Here is a 20,309-nt window from a genome sequence, read left to right as displayed (position 1 = left end):
GCCGCCCGCCTACTCGGGTCCGCTGCCTACTCGGTGCCGCCCGCCTACTCGGGTCCGCCGCCTACTCGGTGTTGGCGTGCGCCGCCCGGGCGGCGGCGTTGTCGACCTGCCTCCGCCCGGCGAGGATCAGGCACGCCGCGTCCAGCGCCAGGTGGGTTGCCTGGTCGAACAGGCTCGAGAGCGGCTGGATGCTGGGGGCCTCGCCCGGGCGCCGGTACTTCGTGGCGGCCGGGAGGACGAGCCGCGTCCCGGCGAGCTGACCGAGCGGGGAATCAGGGTCCGAGGTGACCGCGTGCACCCGTGCCCCGGCCGCCGCGGCGGACTGGGCGATCTGCACGGTGTGGCCCGTGGTGCCGGACCCGGAGACGGCCACGAGGAGGTCTCGGGCGCCGACCGCCGGGGTGGTGGTCTCTCCGATTACGTGGACGGTCAGGCCCAGGTGCATGAGACGCATCGCGAAGGCCCGCGCCATGAGGCCCGAGCGGCCCTCGCCGGTGACGAAGACACGCGGCGCCTCCTCGAGCGCGTGCACCGTCGCGTGGAGCTCGTCGCGGTCGACACGCGCGAGGACCGGCTCCAGTTCGCGGGCGATCGTGGTCAGGGGATCATCGGCCACTGCGGGTCCTCTCGGGGCTGTTCAGGCTGTCGATGCGGTCGCGGAGCTGCTCCGCGGCGGCGAGGGGATCGGGCGCGCCCGTCACGGAGCCGCCCACGATCACGCGCAGGCGCGGGAGGGCGGCGAGCGCCGGCAGGTCGTCCACGCCCAGTCCGCCGGCGAGCGCGAGCCTGCGTCCGGCCGCCCACTCGCCGAGCAGGCTCGCGGGGCCGGCGTGCGCGGCCTGGACGTCCTTGGCCACATGGGCGGCCAGGACTACCTCGTCGGGCAGGTCTGCGGCGAACCCGGCCCGCCGCTCCTCGCTCGTGGCCATGAGGTCGACGACGGTCTCCGCACCGTGGTCCTGCGCCGTCCGGACGGCCTTCTCGATGGTCGCGTCATGGGCGACGCCGAGGACGGTCGCCGACCGCGCGCCGGCCTCGAACGCCATCCGGAACTCGGTCGCGGCGTCGTCGGCCGTCTTGAGGTCCGCGAGGACGGGGGTGGACCCCGCTGCCGCTGCGATCTCGGCGAGCAGCCCCATGCCGTGCGCCTTGATGAGCGAGGTGCCCACCTCGATGACGTCGGCAGAGGGGGCCAGGGCCCGCGCGAGGGCGAGCGCCCGCTCCCGGGGGATGCGGTCGAGTGCTATCTGGAGCTCCACAGGGGTGTCCTCCTCGGGTCAGGGAGCCGGCGCCAGGGTGGCGGCGGCGGTGAAGGCGGCGAGCTGCTCCCGGGTGGGGAGGCCGTCGCGGTCGCCGCGGTGGGTGGTGGCCAGGGCGCCGACGGCGCTCGCGCGCTCGAGGGCGGAGGCGTCGTCGAGCCCGTCGAGGAGCGCGCTGATGAAGCCGGCGGCGAACCCGTCGCCCGCCCCGACGGTGTCGACCACGCTGACCCGGAAGCCCGCGTGGTCCCACCGGCCCCCCGCGGTGTGGAGGGACGCGCCGGCCGCGCCGTCCTTGACGGCGACCCGTGAGGCGCCGAGCGCGAGGTAGAAGTCGGCGATGCCGTCGGCGCTGTCCCGGCCGGTGAGGAGCAGCCCCTCGGCGCGGCCCGGCAGGACCCAGTCGGCCCTGCTCGCGACGGCGTTCGTCCACTCGATCAGCTCGGCCTCACTCGTCCACAGGGTGGGCCTGATGTTGGGGTCGAAGGAGACGGTCGCGCCGTGGGCGCGGGCCACCTCGAGGGCGCGCAGTGCGAAGGCCCGGGTGCTCGGCGAGAGTGCGAGCGGGATGCCGGTGAGGTGCAGGTGCCGGGCCGAGGCGATGCACGCGTCGGCCGCCTCGCTCGCGGCGAGCCGGCTCCCGGCGGAGCCCGCGCGGAAGTACCGCACCTCGGGGTCGCCCCCGAGGGACAGGCCCTTGAGCTGGAAGCCGGTGGGGGCGGTGTCGTCCACCGTCGCCGCGCCCGTGTCCACGCCCTCGGCGCGGAGGGTCTCGAGGGCGTACGTCCCGAACGGGTCGGCCCCCACGCGCCCGATCCAGCCCGACCGGTGGCCGAGCCGGGCGAGCCCGACGGCGACGTTGGTCTCCGCGCCCGCCAGGCCGCGCTCGAACGTGGTGACCTCGTGCAGTGGGCCGGGCTCGCACGCCATGAACATGGCCATGGCCTCGCCGAACGTTACGGCGTCCAGGTCCGGGCTCATGCCGCGGCCTCCTGCCTCGGCGACCCGGCCTCCACGGTGTTGCCCAGCTCTCCGAGCCCGTCGATGCGCACGGAGACCGAGTCCCCGGGCGTGAGCGGGACGTCGCGTCCCGGAGCGCCGGTGAGGACGAGGTCACCCGGCCCCAGGGGCATCAGCTGGGCGAGATAGGCGAGGATCTCGCCCGGGTCGCGGGCCAGCCCGGCCGTGGACGCCCGGCTCGCCTCGGCCCCGTTGACGTCCACGGTGATGGAGAGGTCCGCCGGGTCGAGGTCCGTGTCGATCCAGGGCCCGACGGGGGTGAACGTGTGCCGGCTCTTCGCAGCGGTCCAGAGCGGGTCGCCTCCCTGGGCGTCCCGGTCCGTGACGTCGTTGGCGACGGTGATGCCCAGGACGCAGGAGAGCAGGTCCGAGGCCCGCACTCCCGACGTGTCCCGGCCGATCACGAGGGCGAGCTCGCCCTCGGCCACGGTCCGGCCGGCGTCGTCCGGCAGCCGCAGCGCGGCCCCGGGGCCGACCACGGTGCGGGCGGCCTTCAGGAACGCCCGCGGGGGGAGGGCCCGGTCCTCGGGGCCGGTGTTGCGGGCCATGCCGACCACGGTGCGGGGCTCGACCGGCGCGAGCAGCCGGGCCCCGGCGGCGGGGATGCGGGTGCCGGTGTGCCGCGGCCGGCCCGCGAAGGGGTCGGCGAGCACGGCGAACTCCCCGCCGTCCCAGCTCGCGTAGTCCGTGCCGCCGGCATGGGCGATCCTGCACACGCGCATCTCAGGACTCCGCGGTGCGGAGCGTGGACCGGGACGGCGCGGCCGCGCGGGGCCGGACGAAGGGGATGAGCACGGCGGATCCGGCGAGGCTCGCGGCCATGAGCAGGAAGGAGGCGCTGCTCGAGCCCGTGGCGCCGTCGAGCCAGCCCACGAAGTAGGAGCCGACGAAGCCGCCGAGGGCGCCGAGGGAGTTCACCAGCGCGATGGCGGGGCCTGCCACCTCGCGCGGCATGAGCTCCGGGATCGCGGCGAAGAACGGCCCGTACGGGGCGTACATGGCCGCGCCCGCGACCACGAGGAGGACGAAGGCCGCCCAGAAGTTCTTGGGCCCGATGAGGTAGGAGCCGTAGAACGCGACGGCGCTGAGCGCCAGCCATGGCCAGACGTAGCGGTTGCGGTGGCCGGAGAGGTCCGAGAGCCGGCTGTTGACGACCATGAGGATCACGGCGAACACGTACGGGATGGCGGAGATGAGGCCGGTCATCCCGATCCCCTCGCCGCTCGCGGCCTTCACGATCGACGGCAGCCAGAAGACGAACCCGTAGACGCCGAGGCTCCACAGGAAGTACTGCACGGACAGGATGACGACGTTGCGGGACCGCAGCGCGCTCCACAGCGAGGCTGCCGGGGTCATCGCGCGCTGCTCGGCGTCCAGGGCGTCCTCGACGTAGCCGCGCTCCTCCTTGCTGAGCCAGGCCGCCTGGTGCGGGTGGTCGGCGACGAGCGCCCGGAACACGAAGGCCCAGACGATGGCCGGAACGCCCTCGATGATGAACATCCAGCGCCACGACGTCGCCTCGACGAGGTAGCCGGAGACCGCCGTGAGCCACAGGACCGTGACCGGGTTGCCGAGGATCAGGTAGGTGTTGGCGCGTCCGCGCTCGGCCTTCGTGAACCAGTGGCTCAGGAAGATCACCATGGCCGGCAGGACGGCGGCCTCGACGACGCCGAGGAGGAAGCGCACCACCATGAGCCACGGGACGGAGGAGACCACGCCCTGCAGGGAGGCCAGCACGCCCCAGGCGAGCAGGCTCCAGAAGATCAGGGTGCGGGCGCTGCGCCGCTCGGCATAGATGCCGGCGGGCACCTGGAAGAGGAAGTAGCCAAGGAAGAACAGGGCTCCCAGCAGCGCCGAGACCCCCGCATCCAGATGCAGGTCGCCCTTCATCCCGCCGGCCACGCCGATCGAGTAGTTCGAGCGGTCCAGATAGGCCAGCGAATAGGTCACGAATGCAATCGGAAGGAGCCGGGCCCAGCGTGCATGGCCAGGAGAGGCCGCGGCCGCCCGGGTGGACCCGGGGCGCATGGCGGAGTCGGACATGAGATCACCTCACTGTGATGTTCCATATGATGGAAGGGCTTGTCGCCACTTGGAATCCAGTCTGCGCCCTCCCGCGCGGGTGCACAAGGGGTCGCGACCAGAAATTTCCTCCTACCGGCATCCCCTCCCATATCGTGGAATGGTTCTGGCATACTGGGGCCATGACCCAGACTCCTCCTGACATGGTCGGGAAGGCCCTGCTGCTGCTGACTCTGCTCGGCGACTACCCCGACGGGGCGTCCCTCTCGGAGGTGGCGAGGAGGGCCGGGTTCCCCCTGAGCACGGCCCACCGCCTGGCCGCCGCCCTCGTGCGGGACGGCTACGCGTGCGTCGACGAGGTCAGCCGCCGCTACAGCCTCGGGCTCCAGACCTTCTCCCTGGCCAGCCGCGTCGCCCACCGGCACGGGTTCGCAGGCTCCGCCCTGCCCGTGCTCCGCCGGCTCGCCGACCAGACCGCCGAGAGCGCGCTCATGTCCGTCATCGACGGGCACCACCAGCTCTACGTGCACCACGTCCAGGGCAGCCACTCGGTGAGCGTCAGTGGAGAGCCTGGCCGCCGGGGGCCGCTGCACTGCACCTCGATGGGCAAGGTGCTCGTCGCCTTCGCCTCCGAGCCCGCCCGCACTGACCTCGTGGAGACCCTCGAGCTCACGGCATTCACGCCGCACACCATGGTGGACAGGGACCAGTTCCGGCGGGAGATCGAGGCGGTCGCCGGACAGGGCTACGCGATCGCCGACGAGGAGCACGAGGCCGGAATCCGCGCGATCGGCGTCCCCGTGCGCAACCCCGATGGCCTCGCCGTCGCGGCGCTGTCCGTCGCCGCCCCTGCCTACCGCGTGAGCCGGGAGAAGCTCCTCGACTACCTCCCGGCGCTGCACGAGGCCGCGCAGGAGCTGACCGTCCTCCTGCCCCCGCGCTGACCCCAGCGCTGTGACCGGGCCCCTCGGCTGGGCCCCCGCACGGCGCAATCGAGGGTCTTGACGGCGCTGGCCCGTAATTAATAAAATCGAGTGACAAATCAATCGCTCGGCCCGACATCCCCAGCATCGGGGCCGACGCACTCCAGTCGGCACCCCGCCCGCCCCACTCCGGGGCGGCCCGGGGCCCGGCCGCTCCGCCCGGGGCTCGAGGGCTTCCCCCGTCCCACGGCTTCACCGCACACGGTGCGGTTCTCCATCAGCCGGGCGGCCGCGGCCGCCCCTGCGAAAGGGCCTCCATGGGAACATGGGCAGCTCTCGCGCACCAGCCGACCTTCCCCATCGGGACCATGCTCCTCCTCACCGACGGCACCGTCATGTGCCAGTCGGGCGGATCGCGGAGCTGGTGGCGGCTGACGCCCGATGAATCCGGCAGCTACGTCGGGGGGACGTGGACACAGCTCGCCGACATGCACAGCTCGCGCCTCTACTACGCCTCCGCCGTGCTGCGCGACGGCCGCGTCCTCGTCGCCGGCGGCGAGTACAGCGACGCCGGCTCCGACACGGACACGGCGGAGATCTATGATCCCGCCGCCGACACCTGGACGAGCATCGGCAACCCCGGGTGGGGTCGCCTCGGCGACGCGGCCGCGTGCCTGCTCGCCGACGGGCAGCTCCTCGCGGGAAACCTCAGCGACGGGCGCACCGCCGTCTACGATCCCGCGGCCGACGCCTGGACCGCCACCGGGACCATGGCAGCGCGCTCCAACGAGGAATCGTGGACGCTGCTCCCGGACGGCTCAGTGGTCACCGTCAGCTGCGCCAACCATCCCCACGCCGAGCGGTACATCCCGTCCACCGGCGCATGGATCAGCGCCGGCTCCACCCCGGTCGAGCTCGTCCAGGCCTCCTCGATCGAGATCGGCCCCGCGCTGCTCCTGCCGGACGGCCGGGTGTTCTGTGCCGGCGCAACCGGCCACACCGCCCTCTACACCCCCTCCGGGAACACGACCGGGACCGGCTCCTGGGCCGCCGGGCCGGACTTCCCGGCGGACGCCCAGGGCAGGCTGCTCAAGGCGAAGGACGCGCCCGCCGCGCTCCTGCCCAACGGGCGGGTGCTCTGCACGGCGGGACCCGCCGGGGACGCGGCGGGGGACTGGCCCACGCCGACGATGTTCTTCGAGTTCGACGGCGCATCCCTCACCCGCGCCGCCGACCCGCCGAACGCCGACCAGGTCATCTACCAAGGCCGCATGCTCCTGCTCCCGACCGGCGAGGTGCTCTACGGGGCCCAGACCGCCGCCCTCTACGCCTACCAGCCGGACCCCGGGGGAGACCCGGCGTGGGCGCCTGCCATCGCCTCCGTACCCACGAGCCTCGGCATCGACGGCACCTACACCCTCACCGGGATCCAGCTCAACGGGCTCTCCCAGGCCGTGGGCTACGGGGACGACGCGCAGATGGCCACGAACTACCCCCTCGTCCGCCTCACCGGCACCTACTCCGGCAAGGTCCGCTACCTGCGCACCGCCCAGCATTCGACCATGGCGGTCGCCACGGGCAGTGCGGCCGTCTCGACCCAGTTCACCGTGCCCCACGACCTCGAGTTCGGGCCGTACGAGCTCAGCGTCGTGGCCAACGGCATCGCCTCCGCACCGGTGGCCGTCACCGTCGGCCTCGGATCCGGGCGCGCCCAGTACCTCGTGGTCGACACCTGGACCCCGAGCCAGGACGGCGCCCTGTGGGCGTACGTCGGGGGCGCCTGGCGCGGCCGCGTGATCGGCCAGTCGGAGCTCGTCGGCGTCGCGCAGGACCTCTTCGCCGCGGAGGCGGTCGACGTCTGGTGGGACTCCACCGGCCTCGTCACCGCCAGGGGCTGGTCCTCGCCGCACTGACCGCGCGCTTCCCGCACCGCCCTCCTTCGCACCCGCCCTCGCTCCTCGCACCCGCCCTCCCGCCCTTTAGGAGCCAGCCATGAACACCCCCTCGCAGGCCGTCATCGACCAGCTCGACGCCGCCTCCAACGCCCTCGCGGCCGCGCCGTCGTCGGCGTCCCAGCCCGCTGCCCCGCCCGATCCCGGTGCGGCCGCGGCGAAGCAGCCCACCCCCGGCGCCGCACCCGCAGGGACCGGCGGCAACGCGACCACCCACTACCTCGTCCTGGACCACTACGCCGCCGGCGGCCCGGCAGCGCTCTGGGCCTACGACGGCGCAGCCTGGCGCGCCGGGCTCATCTCCGAGCCCGGCGACGAGCAGGGATTCGTCCAGGTCGCCTTCGCCGCGAACCGCGTCGACGTGTGGTGGGACACCGGCGGATCACTCAGCGTGGTCCGCTCCTGGAAGTACCTCTGAGAGCCGAGGACCAGCCATGACCGCAGCAGCAGCCCCGCGCACCGCCCACTCCTACGGTTGGGTGCCGGACGTCCCGGACCAGCGCGACCACCTCTTCGCCGCGCCCCGCGAGGTGATGGGCGCCCTCCCGCCCTCCGTGGACCTCACCGCAGCCTGCCCGCCCGTCTACGACCAGGGCCAGCTCGGGTCCTGCACGGCCAACGCGATCGCCGCCGCCCTCGAGTTCGACGCCGACAAGGAGGGCATCGCCGGCTACACCACGCCCTCGCGCCTGTTCATCTACTACAACGAGCGCGCCGCGGAGCACACGGTGGCGAGCGACGCCGGCGCCCAGATCCGCGACGGGATCAAGTCCGTCGCAGCCCAGGGCGCCTGCCCGGAGACCGAGTGGCCCTACGACATCGGCCAGTTTGCGGCGAAGCCGGGCGAGCAGTGCTACATCGACGCCAAGCAGCACCGCGCCATCGCCTACCAGCGCGTGGCGCGGTCCATCGCCCAGATGCAGGGCTGCCTCGCCGCCGGCTACCCGTTCGTGTACGGCTTCACCGTCTACGAGTCCTTCGAGGGCCCGGAGGTCGCCCACACCGGCGTCGTGCCCATGCCGGCCCCCAACGAGCAGGTCCTCGGCGGCCACGCCGTCCTCGCGGTCGGGTACGACAACGCCACCCAGTGCTTCCGGGTACGCAACTCGTGGGGCGACGGCTGGGGACAGGCCGGCTACTTCACCATGCCCTACCAGTACCTGCTCTCGACGGGCCTGGCCAGCGATTTCTGGACCGTCCGGACCGTCGCCTGACATGCGCGGCGACCCCAGCACTCCACGGGCGGGAGCGCTCGACATCCTCGAGCTCCGGGTCCACGGCGTCCGCAACACGCCGCCCCAGGAGATGCTCGGGGTCGCCGTCGACGAGATCGAGGTGGCGCGCGACGGCGCCATCCCGCTCGCCGACGGGCTCGCCGGCTTCTACACGGCCAAGGCCCCCGCCCCGGACGCCCCGACGCGGATCGAGGCCTACAGCTGGGGGCACCTGGACCGCTTCGCGAAGGGCCGCGGCTTCCTCACCGGCGTGTGGCGCACCGCGTACAACGTGGTCTGGTTCCTCGTCGCGCCGTTCGGCTTCGCGAACGCCGGGTACTGGGCGCGCGCGTTCGAGACCGACCCCGGCCGCGAGGGCGGCCTGCGCACCGGCAGCGGCGGCGGCATCACGCGGCTGTTCGGCCTCGCGCTCACGCTCCTGCTCACCTCCGCCGTCTCGACCGTCGTGTTCGACCTCGTGGCGGTCCAGTGCTTCCTGCCCGTTGACCGGGCCGGCACGTGGCGCGTGTGCAGCGCCCTGCCCGCCCAGCTCGACGGGCTCGGGCAGTGGACGCGCGGCCAGCGGCTGGCCCTGTTCTCCCTCGCGCCCCTGGCCGCCGTCGCCGCGATGGCCATCCTCGGCCTCATCAGCGACGTGCGGTTCCGCACCCGGATCCACGACGCCGCCAGGGTCCGCGCGGCGCAGGGCGCCCCGGACGCGCTCCCGCTCGCCGTCCCCGAGATGTGGATGCGGCGGCGGGTCAACTCCCCGACGGGCCTGACCCACCTCGCGGCGAGCCTCGACCTCGTGGTGGCCACGCTCGCCTGGGACGCTGCCCCGCACGACGGCGCCGCCGCACCGACGCTCTTTGTCCTCGCCCTCGTGCACCTCGCCGCCTCCGCGGCCATGATCGCCTTCTGGGCGAGGTCCGTGCGGGCGCCGCACCCTGTCCCCGGCGGCGAGGGCGCGCTGCGGCGGTTCGCCGGCAGCCGCGATGCCCAGGCGGGGCTGCTGCTGGTCCTGGCCGCCGCCATCTACGTGCTCTGCCTCGTCCTGGAGATCTGGGGCGCTGGCACCGACGTCCCCGGCCCGTTCGGCGGCGGGCAGCTCACTCCGACCCTCATCCTCGTGGCGCTCACGGTCCTAGCCACCGCGGGCTGCGTGGTCCGCGCCGGCTACAACGAGTGGATCGCGGCCGCCGTCCTCGCCACCGGGACCGCGGCCCTCTGGGCCCTGCTCGCCGGTTGGCTGGATCCCCTCTGGCCGGGGGCGAACGCGGCGGCGCTGGCCGTCGTCGTGTTCAGCGGCGTGGCGGTCGTGGTGCCCTACCTGGCCCTGCGCCGCCGGAACGCGCGCGCCCGCGAGGAGGCCTGGCACGGCGCCGGGCCCGGGGTCTTCATGTTCCTCGGGCTGCTGGTCGGGGCGTTCCTCGCGAGCGCCCTCGCGCTCGGAGCCGGCGCGTGGCTGCGGTCGGGCCGCTTCCAGACCGGCCCCGTGCCCGGGGACCCGCTCTTCCGGGCCGTGTCCCTGCCCGGCGGCGCGCACGACATCGCGGTGCCGATCGCCTTCTGGGCCTTCGGCGGCGTGCTCGGCCTCATGGTCGCCGTGGTGATGCTCGTGCTCATCGTCGTGGGGCTCCTGAAGCTGCGCAGCACGACCATCGACGAGCCTGCCATCGACCCGGCGGAGGAGTGCTACCGCCCCGAGATCGCCCGGCAGCGCCGCGCGAGCGCCTTCCTCCAGCGCTCCGAGCCGCTCCTGCACTTCCTCGCCTGGACGGTCGGGGTGGCCGTGGCGGTCTCCCTCGCGCTCGCCGTCCTGTGGCAGTACCGCGACCGCAGCGGGCGCTGGGCCTGGGTGCGCGGCGTGCTCGCCGGGGCGTTCGGCCGGGACTCGGTGGCTGGGCTGTGGCAGGCCGGCCAGCTGATCGTCCTCACGGCCGTGGTGCTCGGCGGCGCGGCCGTGCTGGCCCTCGCCGTGGCCAAGGCGGCCGCCCCGGACGCCGCGCGGCCGCTGGGGCTGCTGTGGGACCTCATGGCGTGGCTCCCGCGCGCCGCGCACCCCTTCGGGCCGGCGTGCTACAGCGAGCGGGCCGTCCCCGAGCTCGCGGACCGGATGATCCGCTGGCTCGAGCCGGACGGCGCCCCGGACCCGAATCGCAGGGTCCTGCTCGCCACCCACAGCCTCGGCACGGTCCTCGGCGTCGCGGCGCTGTTCCATCTCGCGGCGACCGGGCATGCGGACCTGCTCCCGCGGGTGCGCCTGCTGAGCTTCGGAATGCAGCTGCGCCCGTACTTCGGGCGGTTCTTCCCGGAGCTGTTCGGGCCGGACGTGCTCGGCACGCCCGGGGTGGCGGCGCCGTCGTTCTGGACCGCGGACCCGTGGAAGGGCAAGGACCTGCCGGTCCCCGCCGCCCCGCCGCGCAGCCGCGCCCGCGTCCTGGCCCGCGTGGGCGCGCCCGCGGGCCCGGTCTCCGGTGCGCCCGACGCCGGCCGCTCGCCGGGCGCGGGACCGCTCACCGCGCTGCTCGGCGCGGCCCCGGCCCCGTCCGGGCGCCAGGGCATCAACGGGCAGGGCCCCGACGGGCAGGGCGCCGCGCAGGCCGGCCAGGCGCAGCCCGTGTGGCTGAACCTGTGGCGGCGCACCGACTACCTGGGGTTCCCGGGCTATTCGTACGCCCGGGACGCCAATGTCCTGGACCGGCTCGCCCTGGAGATGGAGCCCGACTCCTACATGGCCCAGGTCGCGACCCACGGCAACTACCTGCCCACGGCCGCCTACCTCCAGGCGCGCCGCGACCTGCTCCTGAACTGGTGGCCGCCCGAGAACGCCGCATCAGGACATGCCGCAATCCCGGGGGAATAGCGGCATGTCCTGATGCGGCGTTCAGCGGGGCCCGAGGCGCTCGAGCCGCCGGGCCCAGCTCGGGGCGGGCTCGGGCCGCGGGCCGATCGCGATGAACCGCGCCGGGAGCCGCTGCAGCAGCGGGAAGCGGCCCAGGATCTTGAGCGGCAGCGGCAGGGTGTCCGGCGATGTCGCGAGGGCGCCCCGGAGGGCCCGGTTCACCACCCCCCGGTGCGCGAGGCGCTGGAACGCCTGCACGAGTCTCGTCGGGGGGAGCCGGCGCCGCTGCACGGACGCGAGCACGTCCTCAGGGACGGGGCCGGGGGAGCGGCGCATCCACTGGCCCACGATCCGGGCGGCCGCCACGGCGTCCTGGATCGCGAGGTTGATGCCCACGCCTCCGACGGGGGACATGGGGTGGGCGGCGTCGCCGATCAGGAGCAGGCCGTCGCGGTGCCAGGTGTTGAGCCGCTCGATGCGCACGTCGAGCAGCTTGACGTCGTCGAGCTGCTCGGGCGCGCCGTTGAGGCGGTCGGCGAGCCACGGCTGCAGCCGGGCGAGCCGCGCCCGGAACGCGTCGAGGCCCTCCGCGCGCAGGGCCTCGTCCTGGCCCTTGGCGATGAGGTAGCCGCACTGCCAGGTGTCACCCCGGTCGATCATGACCATGAACTCGCTCCCGGAAAGGCGCCCGACGCCGCCGTCCGGGTCGCCGGGCTGCCGCGGGAGCCGGAACCACTCGACGTCCACGGGGACCCCGAAGGCCCGGGGGGCGAGGTTGGCGCCCACGCGCACTGCGGACCATCGGCCGTCGCAGCCCACCACGAGGTCCGCGGAGAGGGTGTGCTCGGCGGCCTTCGGCTCCGCTGCGCTGTGCCCACCCGCCGCCGGGCGGTAGTCGCGCCAGCGCACGCCGGAGACCCGGCCGGCGTCGTGCGTCAGGCCCACCACCTCCGCCGAGCGCAGCAGCGTGAAGTGCGGTTCGCGGTCGGCCGCGTCGGCGAGCATCTCGAGGAAGTCCCACTGCGGCACGAGTGCCACGTGCCGGTGCAGGCCGGGCAGCGACCGGCCCAGGTCGGCGAGCCGCACCGTGCCGGCGTCGAGCTGGATCTCCGCCTCCTCGAGGAGGCGGTGGGGGAGCGCGGCGAAGGCTGACCCGAGTCCCAGCTCGTCGAGGAGCGTGAGGGTCGAGGCGTGGACGGTGTCGCCGCGGAAGTCGCGCAGGAAGTCGGGGTGCTTCTCGAGCACCACGGTGTCGATGCCGCCGCGGGCCAGCAGCAGCCCCAGGACCATGCCCGCGGGGCCGCCGCCCACCACGGCCACCCGCGTCCGCTCCGGTGCAGCCATGGCCCAAGGGTACGCGTGCGCGGCCCGTTCCGTGCCGCCGCGCGCGGAAAGGGCGGCCGACGGCGCGAGGAGAGTCGCGCCGTCGGCCGCCCGTTCGTGGGCGGAGCCTCAGTTCTTGAGGTAGCCGTTCGGGTTGAGGACGTACTTCTTCGCCGCGCCCTTGTCGAACTCCTCGTAGCCGCGCGGTGCGTCGTCGAGGCTGATGGCCGTGGCGTTGACGTTCTTCGCGATCGAGACGCGGTCGTGGAGGATCGCCATCATCAGGCCCCGGTTGTACTTCATGACCGGGCACTGTCCCGTGGTGAAGGACAGGGACTTGGCCCAGCCGGTGCCCAGGCTCAGCGACAGCGAGCCCTTCTGGGCGTTCTCGTCGATGCCGCCCGGGTCGCCGGTGACGTAGAGCCCGGGGATGCCGAGGGCTCCGCCGGCGGCCGTGATGTCCATGAGGTCGTTCAGCACCGTTGCCGGCGCCTCCTTGGCGCCCGAGCCGTGGCCCTTGGCCTCGAAGCCCACGGCGTCGATGCCGCAGTCGACGAGCGGTTCGCCCAGGATCTGCTCGATCTGCTCGCCGGGGCTGCCCTTGGTGAGGTCCACCGTCTCGCAGCCGAAGCTCGCGGCCTGCTTGAGCCGGTCTGCGTTCATGTCGCCCACGATCACCACGGCGGCGCCCAGCAGGAGCGCGCCCGTCGCCGCAGCCAGGCCCACGGGCCCCGCGCCGGCGACGTACACGGTCGAGCCCACGCCGACGCCGGCCGTGACCGCGCCGTGGAACCCGGTCGGGAAGATGTCCGAGAGCATGGTCAGGTCCATGATCTTCTCGAGCGCCTGGTCCTTGTCCGGGAACTTGAGGCAGTTGAAGTCGGCGTACGGGACGAGCACGTAGTTCGCCTGGCCGCCGACCCAGCCGCCCATGTCCACATAGCCGTACGCGGAGCCGGGCCGGTCGGGGTTGACGTTGAGGCAGATGCCCGTCTTGCGCTCCTTGCAGTTCCTGCAGCGGCCGCAGGCGATGTTGAACGGGACCGAGACGAGGTCTCCGACCTTGAGGAATTCGACGTCGGGGCCGGTCTCGACGACCTCCCCGGTGATCTCGTGTCCGAGGACGAGGTTCGGCGGGGCCGTGGTGCGGCCGCGGACCATGTGCTGGTCGGACCCGCAGATGTTGGTGGCGACGGTCTTGAGGATGACCCCGTGGGGGACCTTCCGGCCCACGTTGGCCGGATTGACCCCGGGGCCGTCCTTGAGCTCGAACGTCGGGTAATCGATGTCGATGACCTCGACCTTGCCCGGCTCCTTGTAGGCGACTGCCTTGTTGCCTGCCATTGGTTGGTACCTCTCTGCTCCAGTGAAGCAGGGGCCCCCGCCCCTGCGGTGCTGATTCAGTGGACCGTCTCAGGCGTCAGCAGCGGCTTTGGGGGACCGCGTGGGTTACCGCTGACGTCGTCGTGTGGCGGTTCTCGAACCCTAGGCACGCCGCGCACGGGGGTCAAGGGCTGGAGGTCCCCGCAGGACGAGCAAGCCGCAGGACGACGACGGCACAGCGCAACGACGCCGCAGCACGACGACGCCGCACCCGCTCCCCGTCCGGCTCCCTGGGGAGCGGCGAGGTGCGGATGCGGCGTCGTGCGGGCGGGCTGGGCCTCAGGGGGGCGGGCCCAGAACTCGCCCAGTAGCCCAGCGAGCGGGACGCCCCGGCTAGCAGGGCGCCCCGCAGGCGGGACAGGGCTCCGGGATCAGGCCGGGAGCTGGAGGACCTGACCGGGGAAGATCAGGTTCGGGTTGGCGATGGTCTTGGCGTTGGCGTCCGCCAGCGCCTGCCAGCCGCCCTTGACGTTGAGCTTCTCGGCGATCTTGCCGAGGGTGTCGCCGGAGACGATCGTGTAGGTCTTGCCGCTCACGGCAACCTCGGCGGCGTGGCGGGCCGGAGCCTGCTGAACCGGGGCGGCCTGCTGGACGGGGGCGGCCTGCTGGACCGGGGCCTGCTGGACGGGGACAACACGCTCGACCGGAGCGGACTGCACCTGGATCGGGCTCGGGTTGGCGCCAGCCGTGCCGGAGAGGCCGAGCTTGGCCGAGCATGCGGGCCACGCGCCCCAGCCCTGGCCGGCGAGCACGCGCTCGGCCACGGCGATCTGCTGGGAGCGGGACGCCGTGGTCGGCGAGCCCGTGCCGCCGTACGCGGCCCAGGTGCTCGGGGTGAACTGGAGGCCGCCGGAGAAGCCGTTGCCCGTGTTGATGGACCAGTTGCCACCCGACTCGCACTGGGCGAGCGCGTCCCACGTGGAGCCGTCGGCCGCGTTGGCGGCGGGCGCCCCGAGGGCGGCGGCGCTCAGCGCGGCGCCGGACGCGGCGACGAGGGCGAGGGAACGGCGTGCGGCGGTAAGGGTAATCTTCTTCATAGGAAACTCACCATGCTCGGGACTCCACCGGCACTCCTTCCGTCCCCGGAATTCGTCGTGCGCCGCCGGCCCCTGACAGCTCGAAGGTCAGGTCAATGGTGTCTGCGCAGACGGCGGCGAACGGTGGACGGCAGCACCCGGCATATGTGGCCAACGGCTGTTGGCCGCAGGCTTTATGACGCCTCGCAGAGAGCTATCGCGGGCGAAGTCCGTTATCGAACTGATACCTACGGTAGGGTACAAATCCTCTGTTGCCAAATCGTGACCCAGGGAAGTGTCGGTGAAGGCCACCGCGGTGGGGTCTAGGCGAGGAGTCCGCGGACGTCGTCGGCCGTCAGGGACGAGGAGAACACCGCGTCATCGTCCATCACGGAGGAGAACAGGGCAGCCTTCTTCTCCTTGAGCTCCATGACCTTCTCCTCGATGGTGCCCTTCGCCACCAGACGATACGTCATGACCCTCCGGGACTGCCCAATCCGGTGCGCCCGGTCCACCGCCTGAGCCTCCGCCGCCGGGTTCCACCACGGGTCGAGGAGGAAGCAGTAGTCCGCCTCCGTGAGGTTGAGCCCGAAGCCGCCGGCCTTGAGCGAGATCAGAAACACCGGGGCCTCGCCCTCCTTGAACCGGGAGACCACCTCGCCGCGGCGCCGGGTCGACCCGTCGAGGTACTCGTAGGCGATCCCCGCGGCGTCCAGGCGCTCCGCGGCCTTCTTCAGGAACGAGGTGAACTGGCTGAACACGAGGGCGCGGTGGCCCTCGGCCACCACGTCGTCGAGCTGCTCGAGCAGGGCGTCGAGCTTCGCGGGCACCACGCCCTCGTGCGAGTCGTCCACGAGCGCAGGATCCAGCGCCATGAGCCGCAGGAGGGTCAGCGAGCGGAAGACGATGAAGCGGTTGCGGTCGAGGTCCTCGACCAGGCCCAGGACCTTCTCCCGCTCCCTTTGCAGGTACTGCTGGTAGAGCGAACGGTGCTTGGGGGAGAGCTCGACTTCGAGGCGCTGCTCAAGCTTCTCCGGCAGCTCCGTGGCCACCGCCTCCTTGGTGCGCCGCAGCATGAGGGGGCGCACCCTGCGGCGGAGCCTCCCCAGCCGCTCCGCGTCGCCGCCCTTCTCGATGGGCCTGGCGAAGTCCTGGGCGAAGTGGTTCGCCGCCGGGAACAGCCCCGGCGAGACGATCGCGAACAGGGCCCACAGCTCCATGAGGTTGTTCTCGAGAGGGGTGCCGGTCAGGGCGAGCTTGAAGGGGACGTCGAGGTCGCGCGCGCACTGGTGCGCCTTCGTGGCGCGGTTCTTGAGGAACTGGGCCTCGTCCATGATGAGCCCGGACCAGTCCAGGGCCGCGTACGCCTCGAAGTCGAGGCGGAACAGGGCGTAGCTGGTCACGACGATGTCCGCGCCCTCCGCCGTCGCGGCCACGGGCGTGCCCGACTTGCCCTGCGTGTCCGTGAGGGCGACGGTGCGCAGACCCGGGGCGAACCGGGCCGCCTCGGCCTCCCAGTTCGGCACCACTGACGTGGGGGCGACGACGAGGAACGGGGGCTTCGCGGCCGGTTCCGACTCCGCTTCGCTCTGCTCGGCCGCCGGGGTGGCCGGGTCCGGTGCGCTGCGCGCATGCAGGATCAGGGCGAGGGTCTGGAGCGTCTTGCCGAGGCCCATGTCGTCCGCGAGCACGCCGCCGAGGCCGTGGCGGTGCAGGAATGCCAGCCATTGGAAGCCCTCGTCCTGGTACGGGCGCAGGGTGGCGTCGAGCCCCCCGGGCACCGGTACCGGGTCGAGGGCGTGCGGGTCGAGCAGCCCCTCGACGGTCCGCTTCCACCGGGCCGGCTCGACGGTCTCGCCCGCGAGCTCGGCGATCTCGTCCCAGAGCCCGGCCTGGTAGACGCTCAGCCGGGGAGGCCGCTTCGCGGGCGGGCCCTCGATGCGCCATTCGCGCAGCTCGTGGGACTCGTCGATGATCCGCTTGAGCCGGCGGATCTCCGGGGTGTCGATGCGGAACCAGGTCTTGTCCGGCATGAGGACCTTGTCCCGGCCGCGGGCCAGGGCGGTGAAGACGTCCTGGAAGGGGATGCTCCGGCCCTCGATCTTGACCATGAGGCCGAGGTCGAACCAGTCGTTCTTCTCGGACTCGACAGCGCTGAGCACGAGCTCCGGGGTGCCCTCGAGCCTGCGGTAGTCCGGTCGGGTGCCCTCGATGCGCACGGCGACGCCCTCGAGCCGTTCCAGGGCCGGGAGGATCCGCTCGGCGAAGTCGGCTGTGTCGAGGTCCTCGAGCCGTGCGGGCCCCACCGGCATGCCCGGCAGCGGGCTGTCGGCGAGGACCTCCGCGACGGCCCGCAGGGCGCCCTCCTCGGCCGCCTCGTCCCGGTGGAAGCCCTCGCCCGGGACCGGTGCGAGCGGAACCTGCCGCACGGCGTCGCCCGCCGGATACTCCCAGTGCCAGGCGAGCCGCAGCTCGTCCCGCGGCCCGAAGCTCGCGGTGAGCACGAGGAGGGGAGGCTCGACGGGCGGGAGGTCCACGCCGTCGTCCGCGGTGATCGTGACCGAGCGGGCGAGGTCGGGGTAGAACTCCGCGACGAAGGCCTCCCGGTCCGCGGCCGGGATCTCGACGCCCTCGGGGGTGCCCAGGAGCGCGCGCTCCCGCTCGCCGAGCCGCGCCTCGGACTGGGCGAGGACGATCAGCTCCTCGTCGGCGCCGGTGCGCACGACCGCGTACGTGCCGTGGTCGCCGACCGTCCCGGCACGCTCCGTGGGCAGGGCGACGCCTTCGACGGCGAGGGTCGGGACGAGCCGTAGCGCTGCCGGGTCGTCCGTCCCGGGCAGGGCCTCGAGGCCGACGACGGCGGTCCCCTCCGCGAGGGTGACCCCGGTTCCGCGCCGGGCGGCGACCAGTTCGAGGCCGAGCGGGCCGGCGGCTCCGAGAAGCGTCCACAGCAGGGGGCTCGTGAACTCGTCCAGGTACAGCCAGGGGTCATTGCCATTCCAGTAGCCCGATCCCGTGCCGAGGCGGAGGGCCTGCAGTTCGCGGAGCAGCTCGAAGTGGGGCGTGTGGAAGTCGCCGGCGTGGTCCGGGCGGCCGAATCGGCTCCAGGACAGGTCGCCGCGCAGCCACCGGCCCGTGGCGGGGTTGTACTCGACCGGCCGCATGCCGAGCCGGTGCTCGCGCCGGCGCCGGCCCCGGGACCGTGCGAAGCCGCCGAGGCGGGCCTCGAGGTCCCGGAGCTCGAATTGGAGTCCGAGCCGGCCCGAGCGCCCATGAAGGTGGCGCTCGCCGGCCGGGTTGATGATGCGCCGCAGCTCGCCCTTCCAGGCCGGCTCCGCCGCCCGCGCGGCGTTCTTCTGGGACGCGTCCGCGCGGAGCCGCTGGGTGTTCGCGGCGAGCACCACGGCGGCGACGTGCTTGCAGTCCGCCGAGATCGGGCAGGTGCACCAGCCGCCGGCGTAGCGGTAGGTGGCCTGCTGGGGCTTGAGGTAGACCCCGACCTCGTACGGCTCGGCGGCCGTGCCGAAGACCTCGGCCGTCAGCTCGGTGATCTCGGGGTGCCAGGCGAGGTTCTCGACCCGTCCGTCCCTGGCGTAGGCGTGGGCGCGGGACATCGCCGCGGCCCCGATCCTGTTGACCATCCCGGCCACGTCCACGAGGGGCAGGGCTCCGCCTCCGGTGCCAGCATGCTGGCCGGGAAGGGAGAGGGGTGCCATGCCTTTATCGTCCCATGCGCCGCCGACAGTCCTGGGCGGGAGGGTGCCGCTAGGGTGCGGGGCGGCGGGTCCCTACGAGCAGCCCTGGCCGGCGGGATTCGCGGTGCAGTCGTCGGCGTAGAGCTTGACCTCGGACCGCCAGACGCTCAGGGCCTTCGGCATGCTCGGGACCGGGGCGTTGCCGGCGATGGCCTGGTAGGGGCCGCCGTCCACCGAGAACTCGCCGGTGAAGACGGTCGTCAGGCCCACGTTCACGTCTCCGGTCGCTGCGTAGACGTGGCTTGTGACGGTCTTCTCGCCCCACCGCGACTCGGGGAGGGGACCGCCGGGCACTGCCGTGACCAGACTCGTCCCGTCGCCGTAGCTCCAGCGGTACTCGCTCGGCGTGACGCGGATGGCGACCTTCTTGCCCACGATCGTGATCGAGAAGGACTGGTCGGAGGGCTCGGCGTAGATGTTCGTCTCCGCGCCCTTGAGCGTGTGGCGTCCAGGCTGGCTGCCGAGCTTGGGGCCCTTGATCGGAAGTTCCCTGAGCTGCTTCTCCGTCACCGCGATGACGACGTCGCCCGGCCGTTCCGGCGGCTTGCCCGGATAGAGGCAGGCCTGTTCGAGCCGCTCCCACGGCGCACCCTTCTTCCGGGTGTCCTGCCTCTCCCACACGACCATCTGGCCGCCGGGTTCGGCGCTGCACCGGCTGTTGAGCGCCGCGCACGTACTGACCACCGGCGAATCGGTCTCTGAAGCACATGCTGGAGCGTAGGAGTAGACAAAGACTTCCTTCACGCCTTCCACCTTCGGAAACTTGAAGACGGCGCGGCCGGACGTCTCGGCGTGCACCTGCGCCGACCGGTCGCCCCATTCACTGTCGACGTCGTCTGCGTTCGCCGGAGCGGGGGTCCCGACGAGGGACGTGACTACTCCGAGTGTCAGAAGTGCCCGCGGGGTCTTCACGCTGTCCCGGCTTCCGAAGTCAGCCACGCCCCGTTCTCGAACTTGGCGTATAGAGCCTGAGCGGTCTTCAACTTGCCGCCAGCCCGCGACCTGCTGATCTTCCGATCGGGTCCGATTACTTGAGAGGCCGACTCTTCCATGGAGAAGTAGGCAACGGCCTGCCCGAGCGGATCTAGTCTCATGTCGGTTACGAAATCGCTGATAGTCCACTGTGGGCCAACCCTCCATCCACCGTCCGCCTTGGCGGTCTCCCCAGACTTGATATAGGAGACGCAGATCTTGCAGTCAGGCTTGGAGACGGCCTTCAGCGGCCCGGTGTCGCCTGTTTCGAGCGCATAGGTGACGGTGTCGAACCAGTACTGCGTGAAGGCCTCGAATCCGGCCTTGGTGTTCTCCTTCGCGGCGGCGGGCAGCTGGGGCCTGGGCAGGTTCCGGGCGGGGCCGGTGGAGCTGGCCGGCGTGGGCCGGGAGTCGGCGGCCGGCGTCGGCGTGGCCGTGGCGGAGGCGCTCGCCGGGCCGGTGGGCGGTCTCTGCGACTCGGCGTCTGCCCCGCCCGAGCACGCGGAGAGCGCCAGAGCCGAGGCCAGGACGAGGACGGGCAGGGCAGAGCGAAGCGTGCAGCGGCGAATCGCCATTGACATCCCCCGAGGTCGTTGGTGTGGGCGCCGCCCGGTGCGCTGCGGCG

Annotated in this window: 16 protein-coding genes; 5 read left to right on the top strand and 11 right to left on the bottom strand. The window is 72.8% G+C overall.

The features are described from left to right. Positions 1-61: 61 nt before the first annotated feature. From hxlB to J2W20_RS06660, 5 genes are read right to left on the bottom strand one after another with little or no spacing between them, the layout of a single operon-like run. Entirely contained in the window at positions 62-616 is a 555-nt protein-coding gene (gene hxlB, locus J2W20_RS06680; protein WP_307005678.1) for a 6-phospho-3-hexuloisomerase, read from the bottom strand. Next, on the bottom strand, positions 606-1,259 hold the full coding sequence (locus J2W20_RS06675) for an orotidine 5'-phosphate decarboxylase / HUMPS family protein (RefSeq protein ID WP_307005677.1): 654 nt from the start codon (positions 1,257-1,259) through the stop codon (positions 606-608). The genes hxlB and J2W20_RS06675 overlap by 11 nt, the downstream gene beginning before the upstream one ends. A gap of 18 nt (positions 1,260-1,277) precedes the next feature. Further along, positions 1,278-2,240: a sugar kinase gene (locus tag J2W20_RS06670; RefSeq protein WP_307005676.1), complete on the bottom strand. Its 963-nt coding sequence runs from the start codon at positions 2,238-2,240 to the stop codon at positions 1,278-1,280. Beyond that, positions 2,237-3,001 (bottom strand): fumarylacetoacetate hydrolase family protein, encoded by a 765-nt coding sequence (locus J2W20_RS06665; RefSeq protein ID WP_307005675.1) that lies wholly within the window; start codon positions 2,999-3,001, stop codon positions 2,237-2,239. Before J2W20_RS06665 ends, J2W20_RS06670 begins: the two co-directional genes overlap by 4 nt. 1 nt (position 3,002) lies before the next feature. After that, a complete protein-coding gene (locus tag J2W20_RS06660) occupies positions 3,003-4,229 on the bottom strand; it encodes an MFS transporter (protein ID WP_307005674.1) in 1,227 nt (408 codons plus the stop codon). Positions 4,230-4,483: 254 nt separating this feature from the next. Between J2W20_RS06660 and J2W20_RS06655 the strand changes: the two genes are divergently transcribed. The 5 genes from J2W20_RS06655 (at position 4,484) to J2W20_RS06635 (ending at position 11,256) form a co-directional block, all read left to right on the top strand. Continuing rightward, positions 4,484-5,245, top strand: coding sequence for an IclR family transcriptional regulator (locus J2W20_RS06655; RefSeq protein ID WP_307005673.1), 762 nt, complete (start codon positions 4,484-4,486; stop codon positions 5,243-5,245). A gap of 296 nt (positions 5,246-5,541) precedes the next feature. Beyond that, entirely contained in the window at positions 5,542-7,137 is a 1,596-nt protein-coding gene (locus J2W20_RS06650; protein ID WP_307005672.1) for a kelch repeat-containing protein, read from the top strand. 79 nt (positions 7,138-7,216) lie between these two features. Next, positions 7,217-7,594, top strand: coding sequence for a hypothetical protein (locus tag J2W20_RS06645; RefSeq protein ID WP_307005671.1), 378 nt, complete (start codon positions 7,217-7,219; stop codon positions 7,592-7,594). Between the two features lie 16 nt (positions 7,595-7,610). Continuing rightward, positions 7,611-8,390, top strand: coding sequence for a C1 family peptidase (locus J2W20_RS06640; protein WP_307005670.1), 780 nt, complete (start codon positions 7,611-7,613; stop codon positions 8,388-8,390). A gap of 1 nt (position 8,391) precedes the next feature. Further along, positions 8,392-11,256, top strand: coding sequence for a hypothetical protein (locus J2W20_RS06635; protein ID WP_307005669.1), 2,865 nt, complete (start codon positions 8,392-8,394; stop codon positions 11,254-11,256). 21 nt (positions 11,257-11,277) lie between these two features. On the opposite strand, the gene J2W20_RS06630 is transcribed toward J2W20_RS06635, so the two are convergent. The 6 genes from J2W20_RS06630 to J2W20_RS06605 all read right to left on the bottom strand — a co-directional run bounded on the left by J2W20_RS06630 (position 11,278) and on the right by J2W20_RS06605 (position 20,259). Further along, complete coding sequence (locus J2W20_RS06630; RefSeq protein WP_307005668.1) at positions 11,278-12,579, bottom strand: FAD-dependent oxidoreductase; 1,302 nt, start codon at positions 12,577-12,579, stop codon at positions 11,278-11,280. A gap of 108 nt (positions 12,580-12,687) precedes the next feature. Then, a complete protein-coding gene (gene fdhA, locus J2W20_RS06625; RefSeq protein WP_307005667.1) occupies positions 12,688-13,902 on the bottom strand; it encodes a formaldehyde dehydrogenase, glutathione-independent in 1,215 nt (404 codons plus the stop codon). A 410-nt stretch (positions 13,903-14,312) separates the two neighbouring features. Continuing rightward, positions 14,313-14,978, bottom strand: a complete 666-nt coding sequence (locus J2W20_RS06620) for a LysM peptidoglycan-binding domain-containing protein (protein ID WP_307005666.1) — start codon at positions 14,976-14,978, stop codon at positions 14,313-14,315. 302 nt (positions 14,979-15,280) lie between these two features. After that, entirely contained in the window at positions 15,281-18,673 is a 3,393-nt protein-coding gene (locus J2W20_RS06615; protein ID WP_307005665.1) for a DEAD/DEAH box helicase, read from the bottom strand. A gap of 72 nt (positions 18,674-18,745) precedes the next feature. Beyond that, a complete protein-coding gene (locus J2W20_RS06610; RefSeq protein WP_307005664.1) occupies positions 18,746-19,396 on the bottom strand; it encodes a hypothetical protein in 651 nt (216 codons plus the stop codon). Between the two features lie 224 nt (positions 19,397-19,620). Next, positions 19,621-20,259 (bottom strand): DUF6318 family protein, encoded by a 639-nt coding sequence (locus tag J2W20_RS06605; RefSeq protein ID WP_307005663.1) that lies wholly within the window; start codon positions 20,257-20,259, stop codon positions 19,621-19,623. Between the last annotated feature and the right edge of the window lie 50 nt (positions 20,260-20,309).

The sequence above is a fragment of the Sinomonas atrocyanea genome (genome assembly GCF_030812675.1).
GTDB classification, from domain to species: Bacteria; Actinomycetota; Actinomycetes; order Actinomycetales; family Micrococcaceae; genus Sinomonas; species Sinomonas atrocyanea_B.
The sequence above is the reverse complement of the archived record's forward strand: the minus strand, read 5'-3'. Positions and strand labels throughout refer to the sequence as shown.

What these genes read in the sequence shown, in the direction of transcription:
- J2W20_RS06670 (WP_307005676.1), bottom strand. Translation starts at nt 2,240, where the DNA reads ATGAGCCCGGACCTGGACGCCGTAACGTTCGGCGAGGCCATGGCCATG.
- fdhA (WP_307005667.1), bottom strand. Translation starts at nt 13,902, where the DNA reads ATGGCAGGCAACAAGGCAGTCGCCTACAAGGAGCCGGGCAAGGTCGAG.
- J2W20_RS06640 (WP_307005670.1), top strand. Translation starts at nt 7,611, where the DNA reads ATGACCGCAGCAGCAGCCCCGCGCACCGCCCACTCCTACGGTTGGGTG.
- J2W20_RS06630 (WP_307005668.1), bottom strand. Translation starts at nt 12,579, where the DNA reads ATGGCTGCACCGGAGCGGACGCGGGTGGCCGTGGTGGGCGGCGGCCCC.
- J2W20_RS06655 (WP_307005673.1), top strand. Translation starts at nt 4,484, where the DNA reads ATGACCCAGACTCCTCCTGACATGGTCGGGAAGGCCCTGCTGCTGCTG.
- J2W20_RS06665 (WP_307005675.1), bottom strand. Translation starts at nt 3,001, where the DNA reads ATGCGCGTGTGCAGGATCGCCCATGCCGGCGGCACGGACTACGCGAGC.
- J2W20_RS06605 (WP_307005663.1), bottom strand. Translation starts at nt 20,259, where the DNA reads ATGGCGATTCGCCGCTGCACGCTTCGCTCTGCCCTGCCCGTCCTCGTC.
- J2W20_RS06620 (WP_307005666.1), bottom strand. Translation starts at nt 14,978, where the DNA reads ATGAAGAAGATTACCCTTACCGCCGCACGCCGTTCCCTCGCCCTCGTC.
- J2W20_RS06615 (WP_307005665.1), bottom strand. Translation starts at nt 18,673, where the DNA reads ATGGCACCCCTCTCCCTTCCCGGCCAGCATGCTGGCACCGGAGGCGGA.
- J2W20_RS06635 (WP_307005669.1), top strand. Translation starts at nt 8,392, where the DNA reads ATGCGCGGCGACCCCAGCACTCCACGGGCGGGAGCGCTCGACATCCTC.
- J2W20_RS06645 (WP_307005671.1), top strand. Translation starts at nt 7,217, where the DNA reads ATGAACACCCCCTCGCAGGCCGTCATCGACCAGCTCGACGCCGCCTCC.
- J2W20_RS06650 (WP_307005672.1), top strand. Translation starts at nt 5,542, where the DNA reads ATGGGAACATGGGCAGCTCTCGCGCACCAGCCGACCTTCCCCATCGGG.